The 20,146-nt window shown below is 45.4% G+C and carries 9 protein-coding genes; 6 read left to right on the forward strand and 3 right to left on the reverse strand.

What is annotated here, in order from left to right:
- Nucleotides 1-4: 4 nt before the first annotated feature.
- Nucleotides 5-835 carry a phosphonate ABC transporter, permease protein PhnE gene (gene phnE / locus AB4493_RS20515; protein WP_372155717.1) on the forward strand — a complete coding sequence of 277 codons (831 nt, stop codon included), beginning with the start codon at nucleotides 5-7 and terminating at the stop codon, nucleotides 833-835.
- A 442-nt stretch (nucleotides 836-1,277) separates the two neighbouring features.
- Here the strand turns inward: phnE and AB4493_RS20520 are convergent, their stop codons facing one another.
- A complete protein-coding gene (locus tag AB4493_RS20520) occupies nucleotides 1,278-3,431 on the reverse strand; it encodes a heparinase II/III family protein (protein ID WP_372155718.1) in 2,154 nt (717 codons plus the stop codon).
- 2 nt (nucleotides 3,432-3,433) lie between these two features.
- Nucleotides 3,434-5,632, reverse strand: a complete 2,199-nt coding sequence (locus AB4493_RS20525; protein ID WP_017069899.1) for a heparinase II/III family protein — start codon at nucleotides 5,630-5,632, stop codon at nucleotides 3,434-3,436.
- A gap of 333 nt (nucleotides 5,633-5,965) precedes the next feature.
- On the opposite strand from AB4493_RS20525, the gene AB4493_RS20530 reads away from it, so the two are divergent.
- From AB4493_RS20530 to AB4493_RS20550, 5 genes are all read left to right on the forward strand, one after another.
- Complete coding sequence (locus AB4493_RS20530; RefSeq protein WP_009846518.1) at nucleotides 5,966-6,301, forward strand: cupin domain-containing protein; 336 nt, start codon at nucleotides 5,966-5,968, stop codon at nucleotides 6,299-6,301.
- Between the two features lie 34 nt (nucleotides 6,302-6,335).
- Nucleotides 6,336-7,268: a sugar kinase gene (locus AB4493_RS20535; RefSeq protein ID WP_372155720.1), complete on the forward strand. Its 933-nt coding sequence runs from the start codon at nucleotides 6,336-6,338 to the stop codon at nucleotides 7,266-7,268.
- A gap of 73 nt (nucleotides 7,269-7,341) precedes the next feature.
- The gene (locus AB4493_RS20540; protein WP_017069898.1) at nucleotides 7,342-7,968 is read left to right on the forward strand and encodes a bifunctional 4-hydroxy-2-oxoglutarate aldolase/2-dehydro-3-deoxy-phosphogluconate aldolase; all 627 of its coding nucleotides are present in this window, start codon (nucleotides 7,342-7,344) and stop codon (nucleotides 7,966-7,968) included.
- A gap of 851 nt (nucleotides 7,969-8,819) precedes the next feature.
- The gene (locus AB4493_RS20545; protein WP_017061487.1) at nucleotides 8,820-10,586 is read left to right on the forward strand and encodes a sodium:solute symporter family protein; all 1,767 of its coding nucleotides are present in this window, start codon (nucleotides 8,820-8,822) and stop codon (nucleotides 10,584-10,586) included.
- A 263-nt stretch (nucleotides 10,587-10,849) separates the two neighbouring features.
- The gene (locus AB4493_RS20550; RefSeq protein WP_017061488.1) at nucleotides 10,850-11,614 is read left to right on the forward strand and encodes a transporter substrate-binding domain-containing protein; all 765 of its coding nucleotides are present in this window, start codon (nucleotides 10,850-10,852) and stop codon (nucleotides 11,612-11,614) included.
- Between the two features lie 75 nt (nucleotides 11,615-11,689).
- Here the strand turns inward: AB4493_RS20550 and AB4493_RS20555 are convergent.
- A partial coding sequence (locus AB4493_RS20555) for a cadherin-like domain-containing protein (RefSeq protein ID WP_372155722.1) occupies nucleotides 11,690-20,146 on the reverse strand: 8,457 nt, incomplete at its 5' end.

Below are 20,146 nucleotides of genomic sequence, written 5' to 3' on the forward strand. Positions count from 1 at the left end.
ACCAATGAGCACGCTAAATGAAACACCGACAAGCGCCATCAATCGTACCCAATGGCAGCGTTACGACAGTAAACAGAGCCTCATGCTTTGGCTAGGCTGGCTTTGCTTTGTTGCTTTGACAGTATTCGCATGGCAAGTCATGAACAAGGATACGATTTGGTACTTTGTGACTGACTCACCCAACCAATTTACTGATATCTCTTCACGTATGTGGCCACCAAGATGGAGCTACTTAGAGTCTCTTTGGAGTCCGTTGTGGGACACCATTAACATCGCGACACTTGGCACACTGTTGGGGATAGTACTAGCGTTTCCAGTCGCGTTCTTAGCTGCACGTAATACAACGCCAAGCATGACGTTTATCAGACCTATCGCGCTGTTCATCATCGCGGCAAGTCGTTCAATTAACTCGTTAATTTGGGCATTGTTATTGGTAGCAATCATCGGCCCAGGCTTGTTGGCCGGTATCATTGCGATAGCGCTACGTTCAATTGGTTTTGTGGCGAAGTTAATGTATGAAGCGATTGAAGAAGTGAATGCAACACAGATGTCTGCAATCCAATCGACTAGAGCTTCTCCGCTGCAGGTATTGAACTACGGTATTCTTCCGCAAGTGATGCCAAGTTTCATCGGCACGAGCTTGTTCCGCTGGGATATCAATATTCGTGAGTCTACCGTCTTAGGTTTGGTGGGCGCTGGCGGTATCGGCTTAAAACTGCAAGAGTCGATGGCAATGCTGGCATGGCCTCAAGTGACTGTCATTTTCTGTGCGATTCTAGTGACGGTCATCTTCTCTGAATGGGTGGCAGCCAAAGCAAGAAAAGCCCTTATCTAAATACTAAAAACAACGTCAAATAGACGGTTAGCTAAGATCAAAGCCTACTCACTGAGTAGGCTTTTCGTTTGTTGAAACGTTCTATTCTGTTTCCTACACGCATAAAAAAACCGAGCAACTCGCAATGAGTTACTCGGTTTGACTTATTCCCGATGTATTCAGTCGTTGTTGGTATCAACGAACGATTTTGCAATCACGACTGAATTCAATGTGACGCTTCGTTCCCGCAAAGCACCACATCAACACAAGCCATCGTTAAATAACTTGCATGTGATACCAATCGTAGTAAATAACTGATCACCCTAGCTTGTTAAAAAGCTCGATAACTTCGTTAGAATTTTTGATTGTAGAATAACTACTTATCGAAAAATTCTGCCTTGTTCTCAAGCTTTTTTCCTGCGCTATTTCTGCTCACTTACTTACTGTGATTAGTATTAATCATTTACAGTTGAGCAAATGATCCTTCCCACGAGTATGTCTCACCAGCAAACTCAACAGTGTGAGTTGCTTGCTGCGTGTCTTCAGCTTGGTTTGAGATACCGTAGTGGTAAGTGTTACCAGAAGTAGTCTGAATGCGAACAACAGTCCCGACACTGTTATGGCCCACAACAGATACTGATTTAACTAGACCACGAGCGCCTACAGAGGCTTCGATAGACTCGTTAAAGTAACCATGCGTTTCTAGTACAGAAGCAAACACGTGGTTTTGACCAGACTGACGTAAGATGAACGCAGGCTCACTCTTAAGGTTGAAGTCTGGATCGTTAGCACCAGTGCGAGCAAAAATCACTTCGCTGCCCGCATTCGCGCTAGTTACTAGGCTGTAGTAGCTGCTGTCATGTAGCCAGCTTACTAAAGAACCTTCTTCGTTTACTTTGCCTGAAGCCACGTTCCATAGATGTTGGTAACCGTTATCTTCACCTAGCGGCTTAAGCGTTTTTTCCATGTTGTAATCAAAGTCAGTACGGATGATCTGGCCAGAGTGGTGAACTGGTAGGTCATACTGGTGCTCAGCGTCAGCTTCGATGCGGTACACATCAATCACTAGCGGTTTTTCGAACTCAGGAAGTTCAGCAAGAATCACGCTGCGTTGCATGTCTACGCCAGTGTAGTACTCAGAAATTGTGCCGCTCATACCTTGTAGCGACTGGTCGTCTGCTACGAAGAAGTGCTTCTGACCAAACTTAGACTCAGCCAATGCTGTGTTGAAGTTGTTCTGCGTTTTCTGATCAACCGTTACTGTGTTGTGAGCAACCGTCTGCTTACAGTAAGACTTGTTCTCTGGAATGTAACGACCGCCAAACTTAGGCTCAACGTTTACCCAGCGACCGAAGCCGTAATCGTGCAACACTTCGTGGCCACGGTTGAATACGCTTAGGTGCAGTCCATCGTAGTGACCGTGGTCTAGTGCAGAGTGGTACTGGTGATCGCTGCCGTGCTGACCAAACCAGATCAACGCCATTGTGTCGTCGTCTTGCACATCACGGTGACGAAGGATGCTTACGCCGCCTTTTTCGCCTTCAGGCCCGTCTGTTACAAACAGGCTACCCCAGTTGAATGGTTTGATGTCGTCTGCTGCATCAACCGCATCAGACAGTGTTTTACCAGAAGCATGAACCCAAACATTTTTTTGGTGATCAGCCATACCAAGCAGAGTTTCAGTCTGTTCGTAACGGTGGTAACACACAGACGTTGCCATGATAACGCCTTCATCGTTGATAGAGATTGTCTTCGATGAATCGTTCAGAGCTGGCAATGTACCGTCTGGGAATGCGGTTTTGAATACAGAGTAAGACGTTGTCTTAATCACTGAATCGTTGAATTCATAGATACCGACTTCAGGCTGACGACGTTCAATCGCTTCTGCGAACAGGTAGATTGGACGTAGAGAGAAACGGTGGTAGTAAGGACCTTCCATGTAGTAGCCGTCAGGCGAGAACAGCTGGTCAAGTTGCGCTAAGAAACCGCCGCTTACTTTGTCCAGTTTCAGGCCGTAAAGCGCTTTGTCTACAGACTCTTGATCGTTGATTGCGTAACCACAGATACCTACTGCTGCCACCGCCCATAAGCCGTGGTTGTGTACGATATCGAAATCGTGTGCGTAAGTAACAACGAACATTTCGATCATTTGCTTAAGAAGATCGTCTTCGATAAGACGTTTTTGCTCTTCAGAGATCGTGTGGTAAATACAGCTGTACGCACAAGAAGCGTAAAGCATCCACATATTCTCGTTCAACGTTTGGTGGAACAGCTTACCCGGAGGGTTAGAGTCACGGCTCACGTTGCTTTCAAGTGTTGGGTATACCGTCGCGTACGCTGTTAGCATATCAACGATGTAATCACGGTACTTAGTTTCCTCAGTGATAAGGAACAAACGGCCCGCTAGATCCATATGGATGTAGTTTTGCTTGTGACGGTTGTGCTCGTAACCGCCGCCTTCACCGTGACCAGGTACTTCAATGCCAACTTCCGCCATGTAAGCGTCAGTTTGTTTAATGTCGCGAGTCAGTGCGTTACCTAAAAGGCTATCCTTGCCAAGTTCTTTACGAAGCTCTGCTGCTTCATCAAAGTTAAGTAAAAGTGGTTGATAGCTCATTATTATTTCCCCTGCTCTGCTCTGCTTGCTAATTCTGGGTTTAAAGTTGTTTCTACTGAGTAGAAGCCTGTCCAGCTGTATACTTTGCCGTTCAGCTCTACTTTGTGTTCAGTGCTGTCAGTCGCGCCAAGTTGGTTGCTGATCATCACTGTCACGTTTGATTTCTCTGTGGTGATCTCAACTACCGAACCGATATTGGTGTGAGCCACTACTTTGATGTCTTTCACAACACCACGTGCATTAACTGATTGCTCGAATTCTTCGTTGAAGTAACCGTGCGTTTCAACAACAGAAGCAAACAGTGTTGTTTCACCTTTGCTGCGTAGAATGAACGCAGGCTCAGAACGTAAGTTGAAGCTTGGGTCGTTAGCGCCAGTGCGAGTAAAGATAACTTCAGCATTGTCGTTAGACGTTGCACCTAGCCACGTGTAGTAGGTGTTGTTCTGTAGCCAGCTTACCAGTGCTGTGCCCTTCACTTCACCGCTTGCCACGTTCCATAGGTGTTGGTAACCGAAGTCTTCACCTAGCGTGTTCAGCTCTTTGTTTGCTTGGTATTCAAAGCTAGTGCGAACAATCTGACCTTGATATTGGTGTGAGTAGTCGTACTGATGCTCACCTTCACCGCCTTTCTCAGAATCTAAACGGTAAAGATCTAATAGTAGCGGAGATTCTAATTCTTCAAGGTTTAGCATGAACACGCTGCGTTGCATGTCAAAACCTTCGTAATGATCGTTAGCAAATGCGCTCATGCCATTGATTTGCTCGTCTTCTACTTTGAAGAAGTGTGGCAAGCCGTGTACTGCATCTGCACGTTCAACGTCAAAGTTGTTCTGACATTTTTCATCAATCGTTACTGCGTTATGTGCAATTGTTTGACGAGCGTAAGATTTGTTTTCGTCTAGGTAGCGACCGCCGAATTTAGGCTCAACGTTCACCCAACGACAGAAGCCGTATTCACGCAGTACTTCTTGACCACGATTGAAGAAAGAAATACCCAGCGTATCAAAGTTGCCGTGACCCATACCGTGTTGGCCGTAGTTCATAACAAGTTGAGAAACGTCGCCTTTCTTATCCTGCATACGGATAAAGCCTTGCGCGCCGTTGTGACCTTGAGGTCCTTCGTTCAATTCAACACTTGGCCAGAAAGGCATACCGATTTCTTTCTCAGCAGAAGCTGCTTCGTAGGCTTTAGATAGCTCAAGACCACATGGATGCATCCAAACTGCGTCTTGAATCTTCGCCATACCAAGAATGTTTTGGTCTACGCCGTTTTCAGAAGAGTAATGCTTGCTGTAAACACTTACTGCAACCTGAACACCCATGTCTGTAATACCCATAGTACGAGAAGCATCATTCAGAGCCGGGAACTCACCGTTCGGGTAAGCCGTCGCCAGCATCGCTTGTACTGTGTTACCAATCACGCCGCCTTTGTAGTTGTAGATATCCACTTCAGGCATATGACGGTGAATCACTTCAGCGAACACACACGTTGGACGAATCGCATAACGGTGGTAGTAAGGACCTTCCATGTAGTAGCCAGACGGTGCAAACAGCTGAGAAACTTGCGCTAGGAAGCCGCCAGTGTCGTTACGGTCAATGCCGTACACCGACATTTCAAGGTACTCACGCTTGCCAAGAGCAAGACCACAAATACCGACAGCGGCTACAGCCCAAATACCGTGGTTGTGAATTCGGTCGAAGTCGTGTGCGTATTTAACTGTGAACATTTCTAGCATTGGTTCGAAAATACGAGACTCAATATTGTCGCGTTGTTCTTGTGTCAGGGTTGAAGCAACACAAGAGTAAGCTAAGCTTGAGAACATTAACCAGCAGTGTTCGTTCAGGATTTGGTGGAACAAACGACCTGTAGGGTTAGTGTTTTTCTGTACGTGGTAATCAAACGTTAGGTATTTGTCTGCGTACTCTTCTAGTAATTCTGTAACAAAGTCAGCGTACTTTTGCTCTTTAGTGATCAAGAACATGCGACCAGCTAGATTCATGTACGTGTAATTTTGCTTATGGCGGTTATGTTCGTAACCCCCAGCTTCACCATGACCTGGGACATCAATAGGTAAACGCATGAATGCTTCTAGATCTTTCGCGTTCGCTGCAATGGTTTTGCCCATTAAGCTAGAACGGCCCACTTCAAGATGAAGCTGCTCGATTTCTGCTTCAGTCAACAATACTGGTTTAGTCGTCATATTCTTTGTCACCCTCAATAAAGAGTTTATCTGCTTAAACTTTGATTAAATTTTCAAACTCCATATAAAGTAATACAATATGAGCTTTAATTATACCTATTCGTCGCTAAATGATGAGTAGAGTCACATAATTAGCCATAAGTCATTGATGTAGCTGGCTAATGGTAAATATTAGCCATTTATTAAGTTGTTGATTTATTTACGCTATATAAAGTATCGCTTGATCAATATCACACAAATTTAGATATATTGTATTACAATTAGGCTCATTCCCTTATGATGGATGCAAGTTAAGTAACACTTAAAAGATTTAAACAGATTAGGAGATACACAATGAACTCTTTCTTTATCCTAGATGAAAACCCATGGGAAGAACTTGGTGGCGGCATTAAGCGTAAAATCGTTGCTTACACTGACGATCTAATGGCAGTACACCTATGTTTTGATAAGGGCGCGATTGGCCACCCTCATACTCACGAAATCCATGACCAAATCGGTTACGTAGTTCGTGGTAGCTTCGAAGCTGAGATTGAAGGCGAAAAGAAAGTCCTTAAAGAAGGCGATGCTTACTTCGCTCGTAAACACATGATGCACGGTGCAGTTGCACTAGAGCAAGACAGCATCCTTCTTGATATCTTCAACCCTGCGCGTGAAGATTTCCTAAAATAATAAACAGCGCAACCTCAGTTGCTAAGGTAAGCATATGAAATCATTAAACATCGCGGTCATTGGCGAGTGCATGGTTGAGCTACAAAAGAAACAAGACGGGCTTAAGCAAAGTTTCGGTGGCGATACACTAAATACTGCACTTTACTTGTCTCGCTTAACAAAAGAGCAAGATATCAACACGAGCTACGTAACAGCGCTAGGCACTGACCCATTCAGTACCGACATGTTAGAAAAGTGGCAAGCGGAAGGTATCGACACTAGCTTAATTGCTCAGCTTGATCACAAACAACCAGGGCTTTACTACATCGAGACCGATGAAACTGGTGAACGCAGTTTCCACTACTGGCGTAATGATGCTGCAGCAAAATTCATGTTTGACCAGGAAGACACACCTGCTCTACTTGACAAGTTATTCTCTTTTGATGCGGTTTACCTAAGCGGTATTACGCTTGCTATCTTGACAGAGAATGGACGCACGCAGCTATTCAACTTCTTAGACAAATTTAAAGCGCAAGGCGGCCAAGTATTCTTCGACAATAACTTCCGTCCAAAACTTTGGGAAAGTCAACAAGAAGCGATTTCTTGGTACTTGAAGATGCTTAAGTACACTGACACGGCTCTACTGACGTTCGATGACGAGCAAGAGTTGTACGGCGACGAAAGCATTGAACAGTGTATTGCACGTACGTCTGAATCTGGTGTGAAAGAGATCATCATTAAACGTGGTGCTAAAGACTGCCTAGTAGTTGAAAGCCAAAGCGCTCAGTACGTTGCTCCAAACCCAGTAGACAACATTGTTGATACTACAGCGGCTGGCGACTCGTTCAGCGCGGGCTTCCTAGCTAAGCGCTTAAGCGGTGGCAATGCACGTGATGCAGCGTTAGCAGGTCATATTGTGGCAGGGACTGTGATTCAGCATCCAGGTGCTATCATTCCTCTACAAGCGACGCCTGATCTGTCTCTATAATTACGCACTTTAACTATTAATCAAGGGTTTGCTTAGTTGAAAGCAAGCCCACATTTAACGTGAGAAAGAATTCATGACGACATTAAATGAACAACTAGCAAACCTAAAAGTAATTCCTGTAATCGCTATCAACCGTGCTGAAGACGCTATCCCTCTAGGTAAAGCACTTGTTGAAAACGGCATGCCATGTGCAGAAATCACGCTTCGTACAGAATGTGCAATCGAAGCGATTCGCATCATGCGTAAAGAATTCCCAGACATGCTAATTGGTTCAGGTACTGTACTGACTAACGAGCAAGTTGATGCATCTATCGAAGCTGGCGTTGATTTCATCGTAAGCCCAGGTTTCAACCCGCGCACTGTTCAATACTGTATCGATAAGGGTGTTGCAATCGTACCGGGTGTTAACAACCCAAGCCTAGTTGAGCAAGCAATGGAAATGGGCCTTCGCACGTTGAAGTTCTTCCCTGCTGAGCCTTCTGGCGGCACTGGTATGCTTAAAGCACTAACAGCGGTTTACCCTGTTAAATTTATGCCTACTGGTGGCGTAAGCTTGAAGAATGTTGATGAATACCTATCGATCCCTTCTGTACTTGCGTGTGGCGGTACTTGGATGGTTCCAACTAACCTTATCGACGAAGGTAAGTGGGACGAACTAGGCAAGCTGGTTCGTGACGCAGTTGATCACGTTAACGCTTAATCTGTTTTAGATTGAGTGATGAAGCCTCACCTCGGTGGGGCTTTTTGTTATCTGTCATTTATTGCGCTGACTAACCGTAAAACACGCTCAATCAACATTATGTTTCCCCCACACCTTATCGCCTTTCTCTCTATGGGCTCGTCCAGCTCCGCGACTAAGACAGGCAATAACAAGTAATGTAAGCTTTCAATCGACTTCAGTATGCATCTAACGAAGCGTTACTGGTGTCCCTACTGCCTATCTACCCCCTTTTACCCAGCCCTTTATCCAGCAATGTTCCTTTTCGATACGTCGTCAAACATCTCTCATCGCATGCACTGATGGCCACAATAGACAAAGTGCGCCGCAAAATGTGTCCCGTCATCGAGTTTAACGCCCACTCAGTGACAAAAATTCCAAATACGCACCTCTATGATGAATAAATAGCATAGAAAGGCTTCATGGCCGCAGATAAACAGAAAATAGCGAAGTGAAAACAATGAGCTACACTTGAAATCTCAATACAAAAATTTTCAGTATAGGGTTCCAAATTAACGTGAATGTCGTCGCACAACACACCAATTTGTAGCACATTTGTTACGGTTATAATTAAAATCTTATAGATACGGCAAAGTAAGCGCTTTTGTTTATATTGTAATACATATAAACATTTAACCCTCAATTTATTTTAGATCTCAAACAAAATACACTCACATTTAAATTCAATTAAAACAAATACTTATATAGAGGCGCATTAGAGATCGGAAAATCAATGCGACCTAGATCATACTAAAGACATATTGTAGTACAAATAAACCTTGGGACGCGTTAATCTAAGCCCAGTTAATTATGATATTTAAAAGGCTGAAAAGATGACTATTGATACTTTTGTTGTTCTCGCCTACTTCTTCTTTTTAATCGCAATTGGTTGGATGTTCCGTAAGTTCACCACCTCTACAAGCGATTACTTCAGAGGGGGCGGCAAAATGTTGTGGTGGATGGTTGGTGCAACTGCCTTCATGACACAATTTTCAGCATGGACGTTTACAGGTGCCGCAGGACGCGCATTCAATGACGGTTTCGTTATTGTAATCCTATTCTTAGCCAATGCTTTTGGCTACTTCATGAACTATATGTACTTCGCTCCAAAGTTCCGCCAACTTCGTGTGGTAACGGCGATCGAAGCTATTCGTCAGCGCTTTGGTAAAACGTCTGAACAGTTCTTCACATGGGCAGGTATGCCGGACAGCCTTATCTCTGCAGGTATCTGGCTAAACGGTCTAGCTATCTTTGTAGCAGCGGTATTCAACATCCCAATGGAAGCTACCATTGTGGTAACGGGTATGGTTCTAGTATTGATGGCAGTAACCGGCGGCTCTTGGGCGGTTGTTGCTTCTGACTTCATGCAAATGCTTGTAATCATGGCCGTGACAATCACTTGTGCGGTAGCAGCTTACTTCCACGGTGGCGGCTTAACTAACATTGTTGCTAACTTCGACGGCGACTTCATGTTAGGTAACAACCTAAACTACATGAGCATCTTCATCCTTTGGGTTGTATTCATCTTCGTGAAGCAGTTCGGTGTAATGAACAACAGCATCAACGCATACCGTTACCTATGTGCAAAAGACAGTGAAAACGCACGTAAAGCGGCAGGCCTAGCATGTATCCTTATGGTTGTTGGTCCACTAATTTGGTTCCTACCACCTTGGTACGTTAGTGCATTCATGCCTGAGTTCGCTGAGCAATACACATCAATGGGCGACAAAGCCGGTGATGCTGCTTACCTAGCATTCGTACAAAACGTAATGCCAGCAGGTATGGTTGGTCTTCTTATGTCAGCAATGTTCGCTGCAACGATGTCTTCTATGGATTCAGGTTTGAACCGTAACGCTGGTATCTTTGTAATGAACTTCTACAGCCCGATTCTTCGTAAAAATGCGACTCAGAAAGAGCTGGTTATTGTAAGTAAGATAACGACTATCATGATGGGTATTTTCATCATTGCGATTGGTCTATTCATTAACTCTCTGCGTCACTTAAGCTTGTTCGATATCGTAATGAACGTAGGTGCGTTGATTGGCTTCCCAATGCTTATCCCTGTCCTACTAGGTATGTGGATTCGTAAGACACCTGACTGGGCTGGTTGGTCTACTCTAGTGGTTGGTGGTTTCGTTTCTTACATCTTCGGTATCTCTCTGCAAGCAGAAGACATCGAGAACCTATTTGGTCTAGAAACAGCGCTTACAGGCCGTGAATGGAGCGACTTGAAAGTAGGTCTTAGCTTAGCTGCTCACGTAGTGTTCACAGGTGGTTACTTCATCATGACTTCTCGCTTCTACAAAGGCCTATCGCCAGAGCGTGAGAAAGAAGTTGACCAACTATTCACTAACTGGAACACGCCGCTTGTAGCGGAAGGTGAAGAGCAACAAAACCTAGATACTAAACAGCGTTCAATGCTTGGTAAGCTTATCAGCACAGCAGGTTTCGGTATCCTAGCAATGGCTCTGATTCCAAACGAACCAACAGGACGCTTGTTGTTCCTACTATGTGGTTCAATGGTACTAACCGTTGGTATCCTATTGGTTAACGCATCTAAAGCTCCGGCTAAGATGAACAACGAGTCAGTTGCCAAATAGCTAAACAGCTAAACAGCTAAATAAGCAGCTAACAAGTTAAACCAAAATGAAGCCCATGTTATTCGATAACATGGGCTTTTTGTTTGTCTTCGGTTTATCAAAACGGAATATGAAACGCACCTCGATCAATGCTCACAAGCTATAGAAATACCTATCTCCTGCCCTCGTTTCATCTTCTTTTCCAACCTTTCCAATGGTTTGATCTCTTTCTCTGATTGTTTCTGTTACTTTGAATGACAACACAAACACAACAGACAATTACAATGAAAAAAACATCACTATTACTTGCTTCCATTGCTCTGGCACTTTCTGGTGTCGCACAAGCTGACCAGCTAGAAGATATTCAAAAATCAGGCACGCTTCGTGTGGGCACTACTGGCGACTACAAGCCTTTCTCTTACTTCGATGGTAAAAGCTACTCTGGCTACGATATCGATGTTGCACAGCACATCGCGGAGCAATTAGGCGTTGAATTGAAGATTGTTCGTACCACATGGAAAGATCTACTGACCGACCTAGACGACGATAAGTACGACATCGCGATGGGCGGCATTACGCGTAAAATGCAGCGTCAGTTAAACGCGGAACAAACTCAAGGCTACATGACCTTTGGTAAGTGTTTCTTGGTTGCGAAAGGCACCGCAGAACAGTACGACAGCATTGAGAAAGTGAACCACTCTTCTGTTCGTGTGGGCGTGAACATTGGCGGCACTAACGAGATCTTTGCCGACGCGAACTTGCAGAACGCAAGCTTCACACGCTACGAGAACAACCTCGACGTACCGAAAGCAGTAGCAGAAGGCAAAGTTGATGTGATGGTGACAGAAACCCCTGAAGGTCTGTTCTATCAGGTAACTGACGAACGTCTTGAAGCGGCCCGCTGCGAAACCCCGTTCACCAACAGTCAGTTCGGCTACCTGATTCCTAAAGGTGAACAACGTTTGTTGAACACGGTGAACTTCATTATGGATGAGATGAAATTGAAAGGTGTTGAAGAAGAGTTCCTGATCCACAACTCCCTTAAGTAACTCTTTTCAATTTATACCGTAACAAAAAAGAGGCCAGCAATGCTGGCCTCTTTCGTTATGGTTCAATGGTTCGCTTTAACCGTGAGTTATCACATTCTGCTGTACCAATGCATCCAGAATGTCCGAAGGCATGGTGCTACTTAAGGTTAGCTGTGGCGCAAGGTCTTCAACCACAATCACCTGTTCCGTAGTACCTAAGCCATCCGGGTTGATCGTAAGCTCAATATCATCCCCGTCCACTTTCGCGTCTATTTGTTGTAGCAACGCGGTCATGTCTGGAGATGTATTTTTAAGCTCCGGCAACACTTCTCTCAAGTCAATGCTGTCCCCTTCCGACAAATCAAAGTCGGTAATCGTATCTTCAACACCATCTTCGATGTTAAGCCATACGAACGAGTCCATACCATCACCACCAGTCAGAATGTCTGAGCCTCCGCCGCCAATCAGGGTGTCGTTACCGTCACCGCCAACAAGCGTATCGTCACCTGCGCCACCTTCAAGTCGATCATTCCCTGAACCACCCGTTAAGTCAGTCGCATTAGCACCAGCCAGTAACTGAACATCATCGGTTTCCGAAGCCAAGTTAATATCAACTGCGTTAGACACAATGTTCAAGTTAAGGTCAATCGATGCAGAGGTTGCTGTATCGTTGTTGTCAGTCTCTTCAGAAACCGCCTCGACTTTCAGTGTGTAGTTACCTGGAGTTTGAGAAAGCCCAACCGCTTGCAAGCTTTCAATTGCATCTGCCGTTGCTACCCAAACACCACCGCCAAGATCCGTCACAGAACCCGCAGCACTGGTGATTTGAGCGCCAGCAGGTACATCACTGATATGCAGCGTTAGCTCTTCTGTAATGTCCGTTAAGGCTGCGATAATCCCAACTAAAGGAATGCCACTCGCACTCACAGACTGACTCGCAGTAATGTTTCTCACGTAGTTAGTCGCACTATCGATAGACAGGGTTGGTGCATTCGCCACTGGCGTCACCGCGATGTTGTAAACCACAGGTGCTGTCTCTATCGCAATACCTGAAGGGTTGCCGCTGTCTTTGGCAACAACTTCTAATCCAATGCTATTGGTTGGAGACAGGCTCGCATCAAGGAAAACACCATTTGGACTGGTTGGCGTATCAATCAACGCATTCAGGTCACTCAATGTCCCCACTAAGATGACTGAACCCGTGTTGTTGCCGTTAACAACAACCGTCGTCACTGCTGGAAGTGATACATTCAATGTACCGTAATCCACCGTCAGCGTGACGGTCATCAGATCATCAGAAAATGTATCTACATAATCAGGGTCACTGACATTGATACCACTCAACAGTTGACCAGCATCCTCGTCAATAACCGTAGTGACACTGTCACCATTAACGACCGGTGTATCGTTCACTCCATCGACAATCGCGGTGATCTCCGCTGTATCCGTTAGGAAGTCATTAGCGCCGTTGGTTGTACCATCATCCTCTACGGTATAGGTAAACTTAACGTTGCCGTTGTATTCATCAGCTGCCGTAAATACCCAGTATGGGCCAGTGATCGTAGCATCATCAGCACCACCTACGTTCTCGAAGCGTTGTAGTTGACCTTGGCCTTCATCGAGCGCCAGATTAGTCACGGTAATCGTGTCGTTTTCCGGATCGCTCGTCGCAGCAATTAAATCGCCCTCTTTGATGATCAACTGACCTTCTTCAAGGATGTTGCCTAAGTCGATGTCCGTTGCTACAGGAGCGTCATTCACTTCCGTTACTTCAAGACTAATTTCAGCACTGTCGGTTAGGAAGTCATCCGCGCCATTAGTTGTACCGTCATCAGTAATTGAGTAATTGAATTTAACGTCACCGTTAAAGTCGTTGTCCGCTACAAATAGCCAGAATGGTCCGGTAATCGCCGCGTCATCGGCGCCACCTGCATTTTCAAAGCGGGTTAGTTGGCCTTGTCCCTGAGTCAGAGTTACACCAGTTACTGTTAAGTTGTGGTTTTCTGGGTCAGAGCTTGCTGCAATTAAATCCCCTTCAACAATGACGATTTGACCATCTTCTGCAATCGAACCTAAATCAACGTCTGTCGCGACAGGTGCATCATTCACTTCCGTCACCTTAATGGTGAACGTAGTTTGATTAGTTTGAGCCGTATTCGGATCACCCGCGTCAATCAAGCCGTTATTACCACCATCATCGAGCGTTGCATTGATCGTGACTAAACCACTCTGGTTGAGGTAATTCTGGTCTGGATCGGGTTTGAACGTCACTGCTCCATTGGTCAATGCGGTATTGATGTCGGCTTCTTTACCGGTAATCACCAATGAGCCACCAGGTTGCAATACAAACGTCACGTCAGGTGAGCTCGTAAACTCAAACACACCTTGCGCTCCCGGAAGTGTTTGATCGACTTGCAACGTAAGAACATACGGAGCGTCTGGATTATCAAAGTTAGCATCAACGTCGTAGATACTAAAGTTGTCAATCGCCACACCACTTGAGTCTTCTTGCGTTTCAATGTTGGTGACATTCACAAACGTCGGCTGGTCGTTGATCGGATCAACCACTAAATCAACATCGAAACTGGTTGGTGTACCCAAATATTCGGTGTTATCAGCGTCAGTATCAACAGAGCGAACGGTAATCTGCAGCGGGCCATTAATGCCTAATACATTACCCGTATCGCTATTGTGTTCACCTGAATTGAATACGATCTTATCGAGCGACTGTGCAGGAACATCAAGTGTCCAAAGCTGCGTAACTGGATCATAACTAGCCAAGGTTGTGCCGTCTGGATAATAGATAGAGGCATCTTGAGGAACGCCCGCAACTTCTACTCGAAGTGTCTCTGGTGCATTCTCGGTATAAGTGCCGTTGCCCGTTGCAGATAGCTCTTTATCCAAAATCGTCGCATTGATTTCGATATCAATGTTTTGACCTTCGTTACCTGTCACAGAATCTGTTGGATTAGTATCAACATCATCACCCACAGGTACCACATGCAGCTTAAAGCTTGGCAGATTTGATGCTGCAGTAGGCACACCCAACAAAGATTCTTGAGTAAATACGGCAACACCAAATTCAGCCGTACCACTGAAGTCCTTAGGCGGTAAAATCGAAATCTCACTCAAGTCGAACGATAACCCTGATGCTTGAGGTAGTTGAACACTCCACTCACCACCACCATTATTCTTCACCGTGTATGCCGAACCAGCATCTGCACGCATCTGGAAGCCATCAGGTACATCTGTAAACTTAATCGACACAAACTGTTCTGAGCCATCAAGGTCAGTCAGTGCAATCGATACAGGCCCTGTGCCCGACAAAGAAATCAGCTGGTCCTCAGTACCCGTAATCTCGATAACATCAGGATCGCTACCCGGGCCAGTGACAGACACGTCATCCACCACAGGAACGACTTCAAAACTGACATTGGTAGAGAAAGTATCGGTATCAGTCGCGCTGCCAGTTGGCGAAGCTGCATCATTGTATGTAGCAGTATCGGTAATCGTCCCGCTGACATTCACTTGCACCTGATTTACGTCATTATCTGTTGGGTAATTTAACGCCGGTCGGAATAGTACATTATCCAACGCGCCTGCATTAATCTCAGCTTCATTAAAGGTCACCGATGTGCCAATCGATACCCCTGCGCTGGTATAGAAAGCCCCAACACTCGTGTCATTTAACGTCAGTGTGATAGAGGTGAATTTTTCGTCACCACCTTCAACTCCGCTTACTTGGTCATCAATGGTCGAGCTGAAATCAAGTTGGATATAGGTATCTTCGTAGCCGACTGGATCTTGCCCTGCTTGACCGTCGGTATCGACAGGGTTAAACGAATCGTCAAGCGAACCAACGACAGTAACGTCAATATCTGGGTTACCTTCAACATCAGGAGCAACTTTAATGACTACTTCTGTCACTAGAGTTTTCTCATCCCCCGACAATACGTCTTTAGTTACTATCGTCAACGGCAACCTAAAGTCGCCGGAGTAGTCGGCTGGTAAGTTAAGCAGTAGTCCAGAGAGGTCGGTCGAGACCCCTTGATCGACGGTAGTCTGGAATACATATTTGCCATTAACAAAGTCTAGGTCGCTGCTTCCCGATAAACTAATTGGGAAGGTGACTTCGTTCACCGCTCCTGGATTAATGGTCACACTGTCATCAATAATGATGGTCACTTGATCAGTTGAGTCATCTTCGCCCGAGAAAGTAATTAAACCATTCAATGCCGTACCTAGATCTAACTGGGTGTCCTCAATCGCATCAACAACACTGTCTGGTGTTATATCAATATCGGCTGCAACCTTAGTGCTCCCAGCCACCACTTGAGGGAATGACAGAGTGACTTCTCCGTCCCTACGAGCGGCCGTAGATGACTCAACCTCAGCACCATCACCTCGGTCTATTACCGTGCTAAAGATATCCATCTTGATGTCATTGAACCCTCCTGCCCCGCTGTTTCCTGAAGGAAGAACAAGGCCGTTCGGTGCACTGATGCTAAATATGTCTTCATTCGTTACAACCCAGCGCCCATTGCCTTCATAAGCAGCGCCAATAACGAGCAGTTGATTGAGTACAGCATCTGATAGCTCCGAACCGTCCACGTTTGTTAATTCAATAACTAACTGGTCAACTTCTTCGATAGCGGACGAAGCATCTGTTTCTTGATATCGAATGACGAACTCATCCGTAACCGATGTATTATCGCTGTTGGTTGTGAACTTAAGCACGCCAGTGTTTGCATCAGCAACTACGGTTGCTAGTGCTCCAGTACCCAGCACATCATCGACGATAAGCTTGTTGCTAGCGTCTTTCGGCTCAACGACTGGACGTACGATAACATCAATCGAGCCCGTGATTGTCGCGATAGCGATGCCCTGACCAGGATCAGTCGCATCAACATACTCATGATCTCGCTCTTCGATCATGACAACCGTATTAAGCTTAAAGTCGGTGCTCGAGTCTTGTTCAGGTGTGATCTGAATAAAATTATTGTTCAGTGCAATTTGAGTAAACTCTTCTGCCGTCTGTCCACTCTTCGGCGTAATGGTTAAAGTGCCTGCTGAAGCATCGTAAACCCAAGTTACATCGCCATTAACCACAACACTTTCAACATCTGTCGGAATGGCACTGATCACAATAGAAGTGAAATGCTCATCATCATCAATATAATCAGTACCCTCTGGGTGCCAATCAATACTGATCGCCGTATCTTCATCGCCATTAGTGACTGTGCTGTACGTCGCTGAGGTATCGATTCTAGGTTCGACTAACACTCGCACTTCTTGGTCAAACGTAAGCGTATGACCGTCATTCTCAGTCACGATCACTTTACCCTGAATGTGAATGTTCTCTGTTGAAGAATCGACAGGTCTGATGCGGATTCCTGAGGTTTTACCTGCGTCAGTGATGTTCGCTTCGTAGATAGGTTTAGAAAGATCGGGGCTACCACCCGGACCGGTTTCGTAACCGACAAAGTTAAGGTCAATAATGGTACCGTCACCGTCTTCCAGAATAACGCCATCAGGAATACCCGAGAGGATAACGGTTATGGATTCTGAACCATCGTCAGGTAATGGGGTTTGATCTACTGCTGCAGGATCAGGTCTTCTCTCTCCCGACAACACGGTGAAATCAAGCTCGGCGTAGCTGTCTCCATTCTGGCTCTCTTGGATCGTGGTTTGAACACCAGGTGTTGTGCCATCGGTGATTGCTGTCCAAGCCGTACCGTTTGTACCGCCATAAGGAATATCTGCAACCCCTTTAACCTCAACGTTAACCGTTTTAGTTCCTAGGATTTCTTCATCAACTTGTGCACCAGTAGAGAGGTTCGCAGTGTCTTTAACCACACCGGTTACATCAAAAGTAAAATCGACATTGCTGTGTTTAGTCGGAACAATCTCTACGTTGGCGAGATCGGAATACGCCACTTCCTGATAATCAATACCGTTAATGGTGATTGTAGGAACTGGGGTCGTAGTTCCAAGGAAATAAAGCACCGCCCCTTCGGTAATATTACTGATACGAACAAATAGCTCTTCTGAACCATCAGTGTCCACTGAGCCGTTCATTGTGATGACTTCGTCTAGCGTGAAGGCATCTTTGTTGTCCAGAGGACCTAGGTAGTCTGGGTCATCAATATTGTCTTCGTTAATACGAATCCTGTTAACACTGAATGAACCAGGATCCGCGTCGGCAGTCACATCAATGATAATATTTTGCTCAACAGAGCGAGCGGTCGTTTTGTCTAACCCGCCGTTCGCTGAGTCATCGTATGGGTTAAGCGTCTCTTCCGTAATTGCCGTCGCTTTGAACTCAATTTGTCCAGAGAAGTTGTCGATTGGGTTAACGACTGTGCTATTGATATCAGCAGATGCGATGATATAAACACCATTAACAGGCGTTAACACATTGCCATTTTGATCAAGTAACTCAAACTTCCCATCACCCTGAATCGCTTCAAGTTCATAGGTAATCGTCTCAGTATTACTGTTATCTTGCGATTCAGCATTCAGCTGCAACGTAACATTGTCTTCATCTTCATTCACTTGATACTGATAAGTACTGTTGGCGTCATCCCACGTTGCAATATCCGCTACCGCTTCAATCTCGATTCTGAAGTTTGAGTTAACGGTGTGATCCGTATTGCCATTTTTCTCAATTTCTAGCTCATAACGAACGCGCCCACCAGTTTCATCCGAACTAGCGTGTTGGTCCGGAACAAAGAACAAGTTGTCTATCGTCGCAATAGTTTGTCTTGGTTCATTCGGATTTGGAGCAAAGCTTTGTTCGAGTTGAGGAGGACCAAATATAATGCTCCCATTTGACTCAGGCACTAATTCAATGTAGTCAGCACCATCAAAGTAATAAAAAGTACCTTGATGACTATCACCTCCGTTCGGGCTTTTAATCGTCAACTGGCCAATAGATTCAGCGTTATCTTGGTCATACAGACTAACTTGCAGCGCAACTTGAGCTGGCGCATTAGGCAAACCATTTTGGTTATCTTGAATATTCTCAAGAGTCGGCTCATCGCCTGTTGCATAAGGTATGGTTGAGTCTCTACCCGCATCCTCGAAGGTCGTCACTTTCAGAGCGATTCTTGTAGAGTCCCTATCAGTAATCGTTATATCTAACGGTGTTTCAGAGGTATCTAAATCGCCATCCGTCGCAATCACATTAATCGAAAAATCGATGGTGTCTAGGCCGTCATGATCGAGATAGCCGTTAGCTCTAAATTCAACCTCGCCATTTGAGTTGATACGCAAACGCCCTAGCTCACGGGTGTCCACGCCACCACTACCATCGTCGGTTTGTTCGTACACTCGTACTTGTTGACTACCGCTATTTAAATCGAAACTGCTGCTGTACGGCCCGCTGTTTCCTGTACGGAAAACAATATCTGCACCATTACTGGTAATGCCCTCAATTCGACTCAGTACCGCGCCATCCGCGCCGACATCCGTCGCATTAGCAAACATGTCAACTTTGGAATTACCATAGCCCTGGCCTTCAATTCGTGTGATCGATTGAGTTGTCACCAATGGAACATCATCAGTCACCGTGATTTTCAAATCGATCGCGTTTGATTGGTCTTGATCAAAATCTTCTGCAACAACAGAAAAGTTAAGGTCAATTGCGTTTTCATTCGCGCCATCAGGGTGCTTAAGTGGTTTAAACAATTCAAACTGATAGCTGTTATCCGAGGTATCGAAAATAATCTCAAACACAGCTTCATTACTCGTTGCAGTTTGAGCAACGTAAGTAAATGTTGTGCCGCTTTGTGAAACAGCTAGCCACTCTAAACTTTCTCCGTCGGAGGTTAAGCCAGTCAGAACCAAGTCTTCATCAACCAGTTCATACTTCACAACACCATCGGCACCTTCATCGACCGTGAACAGTCCGTTGATAATTGTGTCTTCAGATTGATCCGAACCAATGCCAGTAAGATCGTCTTCATCGACAACCGTTTCACCCGTTGGCGCACTCATTACTGGCGCATCGTCTAGCACCTCGATTGGCAATACATATTGGTTAGAATCATCACCATCACCATCAACAGCAACAACATCAAACGGTATTGTTAGTGTATCGAGGTTGCTCGGTGTCGTGCCGTGATTGAGAGGGCCAAGCAAGGTAAACGTGTAAGCACCATCATCAGTCAACACTAATGTGAAAATTGGCGTTCCGCTTGGGTCAGTTACACCTTGGTAGGTGGTCGCGTTAGCAGCACCTGTGATCTCAGTGATCTTAATACCTTCATTACCAGACGATAGCGTCGCTTCTAGAGTTGAGATATTGCGTAGTTCGTAAACCTCTACTTTGTCTGCACCTTCTGTCGTAACAAATGCACCTGTCGCCTGAGCGACAACAGAGCCTAAGTCGTCTTCATCAACGACAAATGTACTCGCAACCGTCGTATCAGTGATCGTTGGCGCATCATCGAGCACCTCAATTGGCAATACATATTGGTTAGAATCATCGCCGTCACCATCAACGGCCACAACATCAAACGGTATTGTTAATGTATCGAGGTTATTTGGTGT

This window comes from Vibrio sp. 10N.222.55.A1 (assembly GCF_041473835.1).
Taxonomy (GTDB): domain Bacteria; phylum Pseudomonadota; class Gammaproteobacteria; order Enterobacterales; family Vibrionaceae; genus Vibrio; species Vibrio crassostreae_C.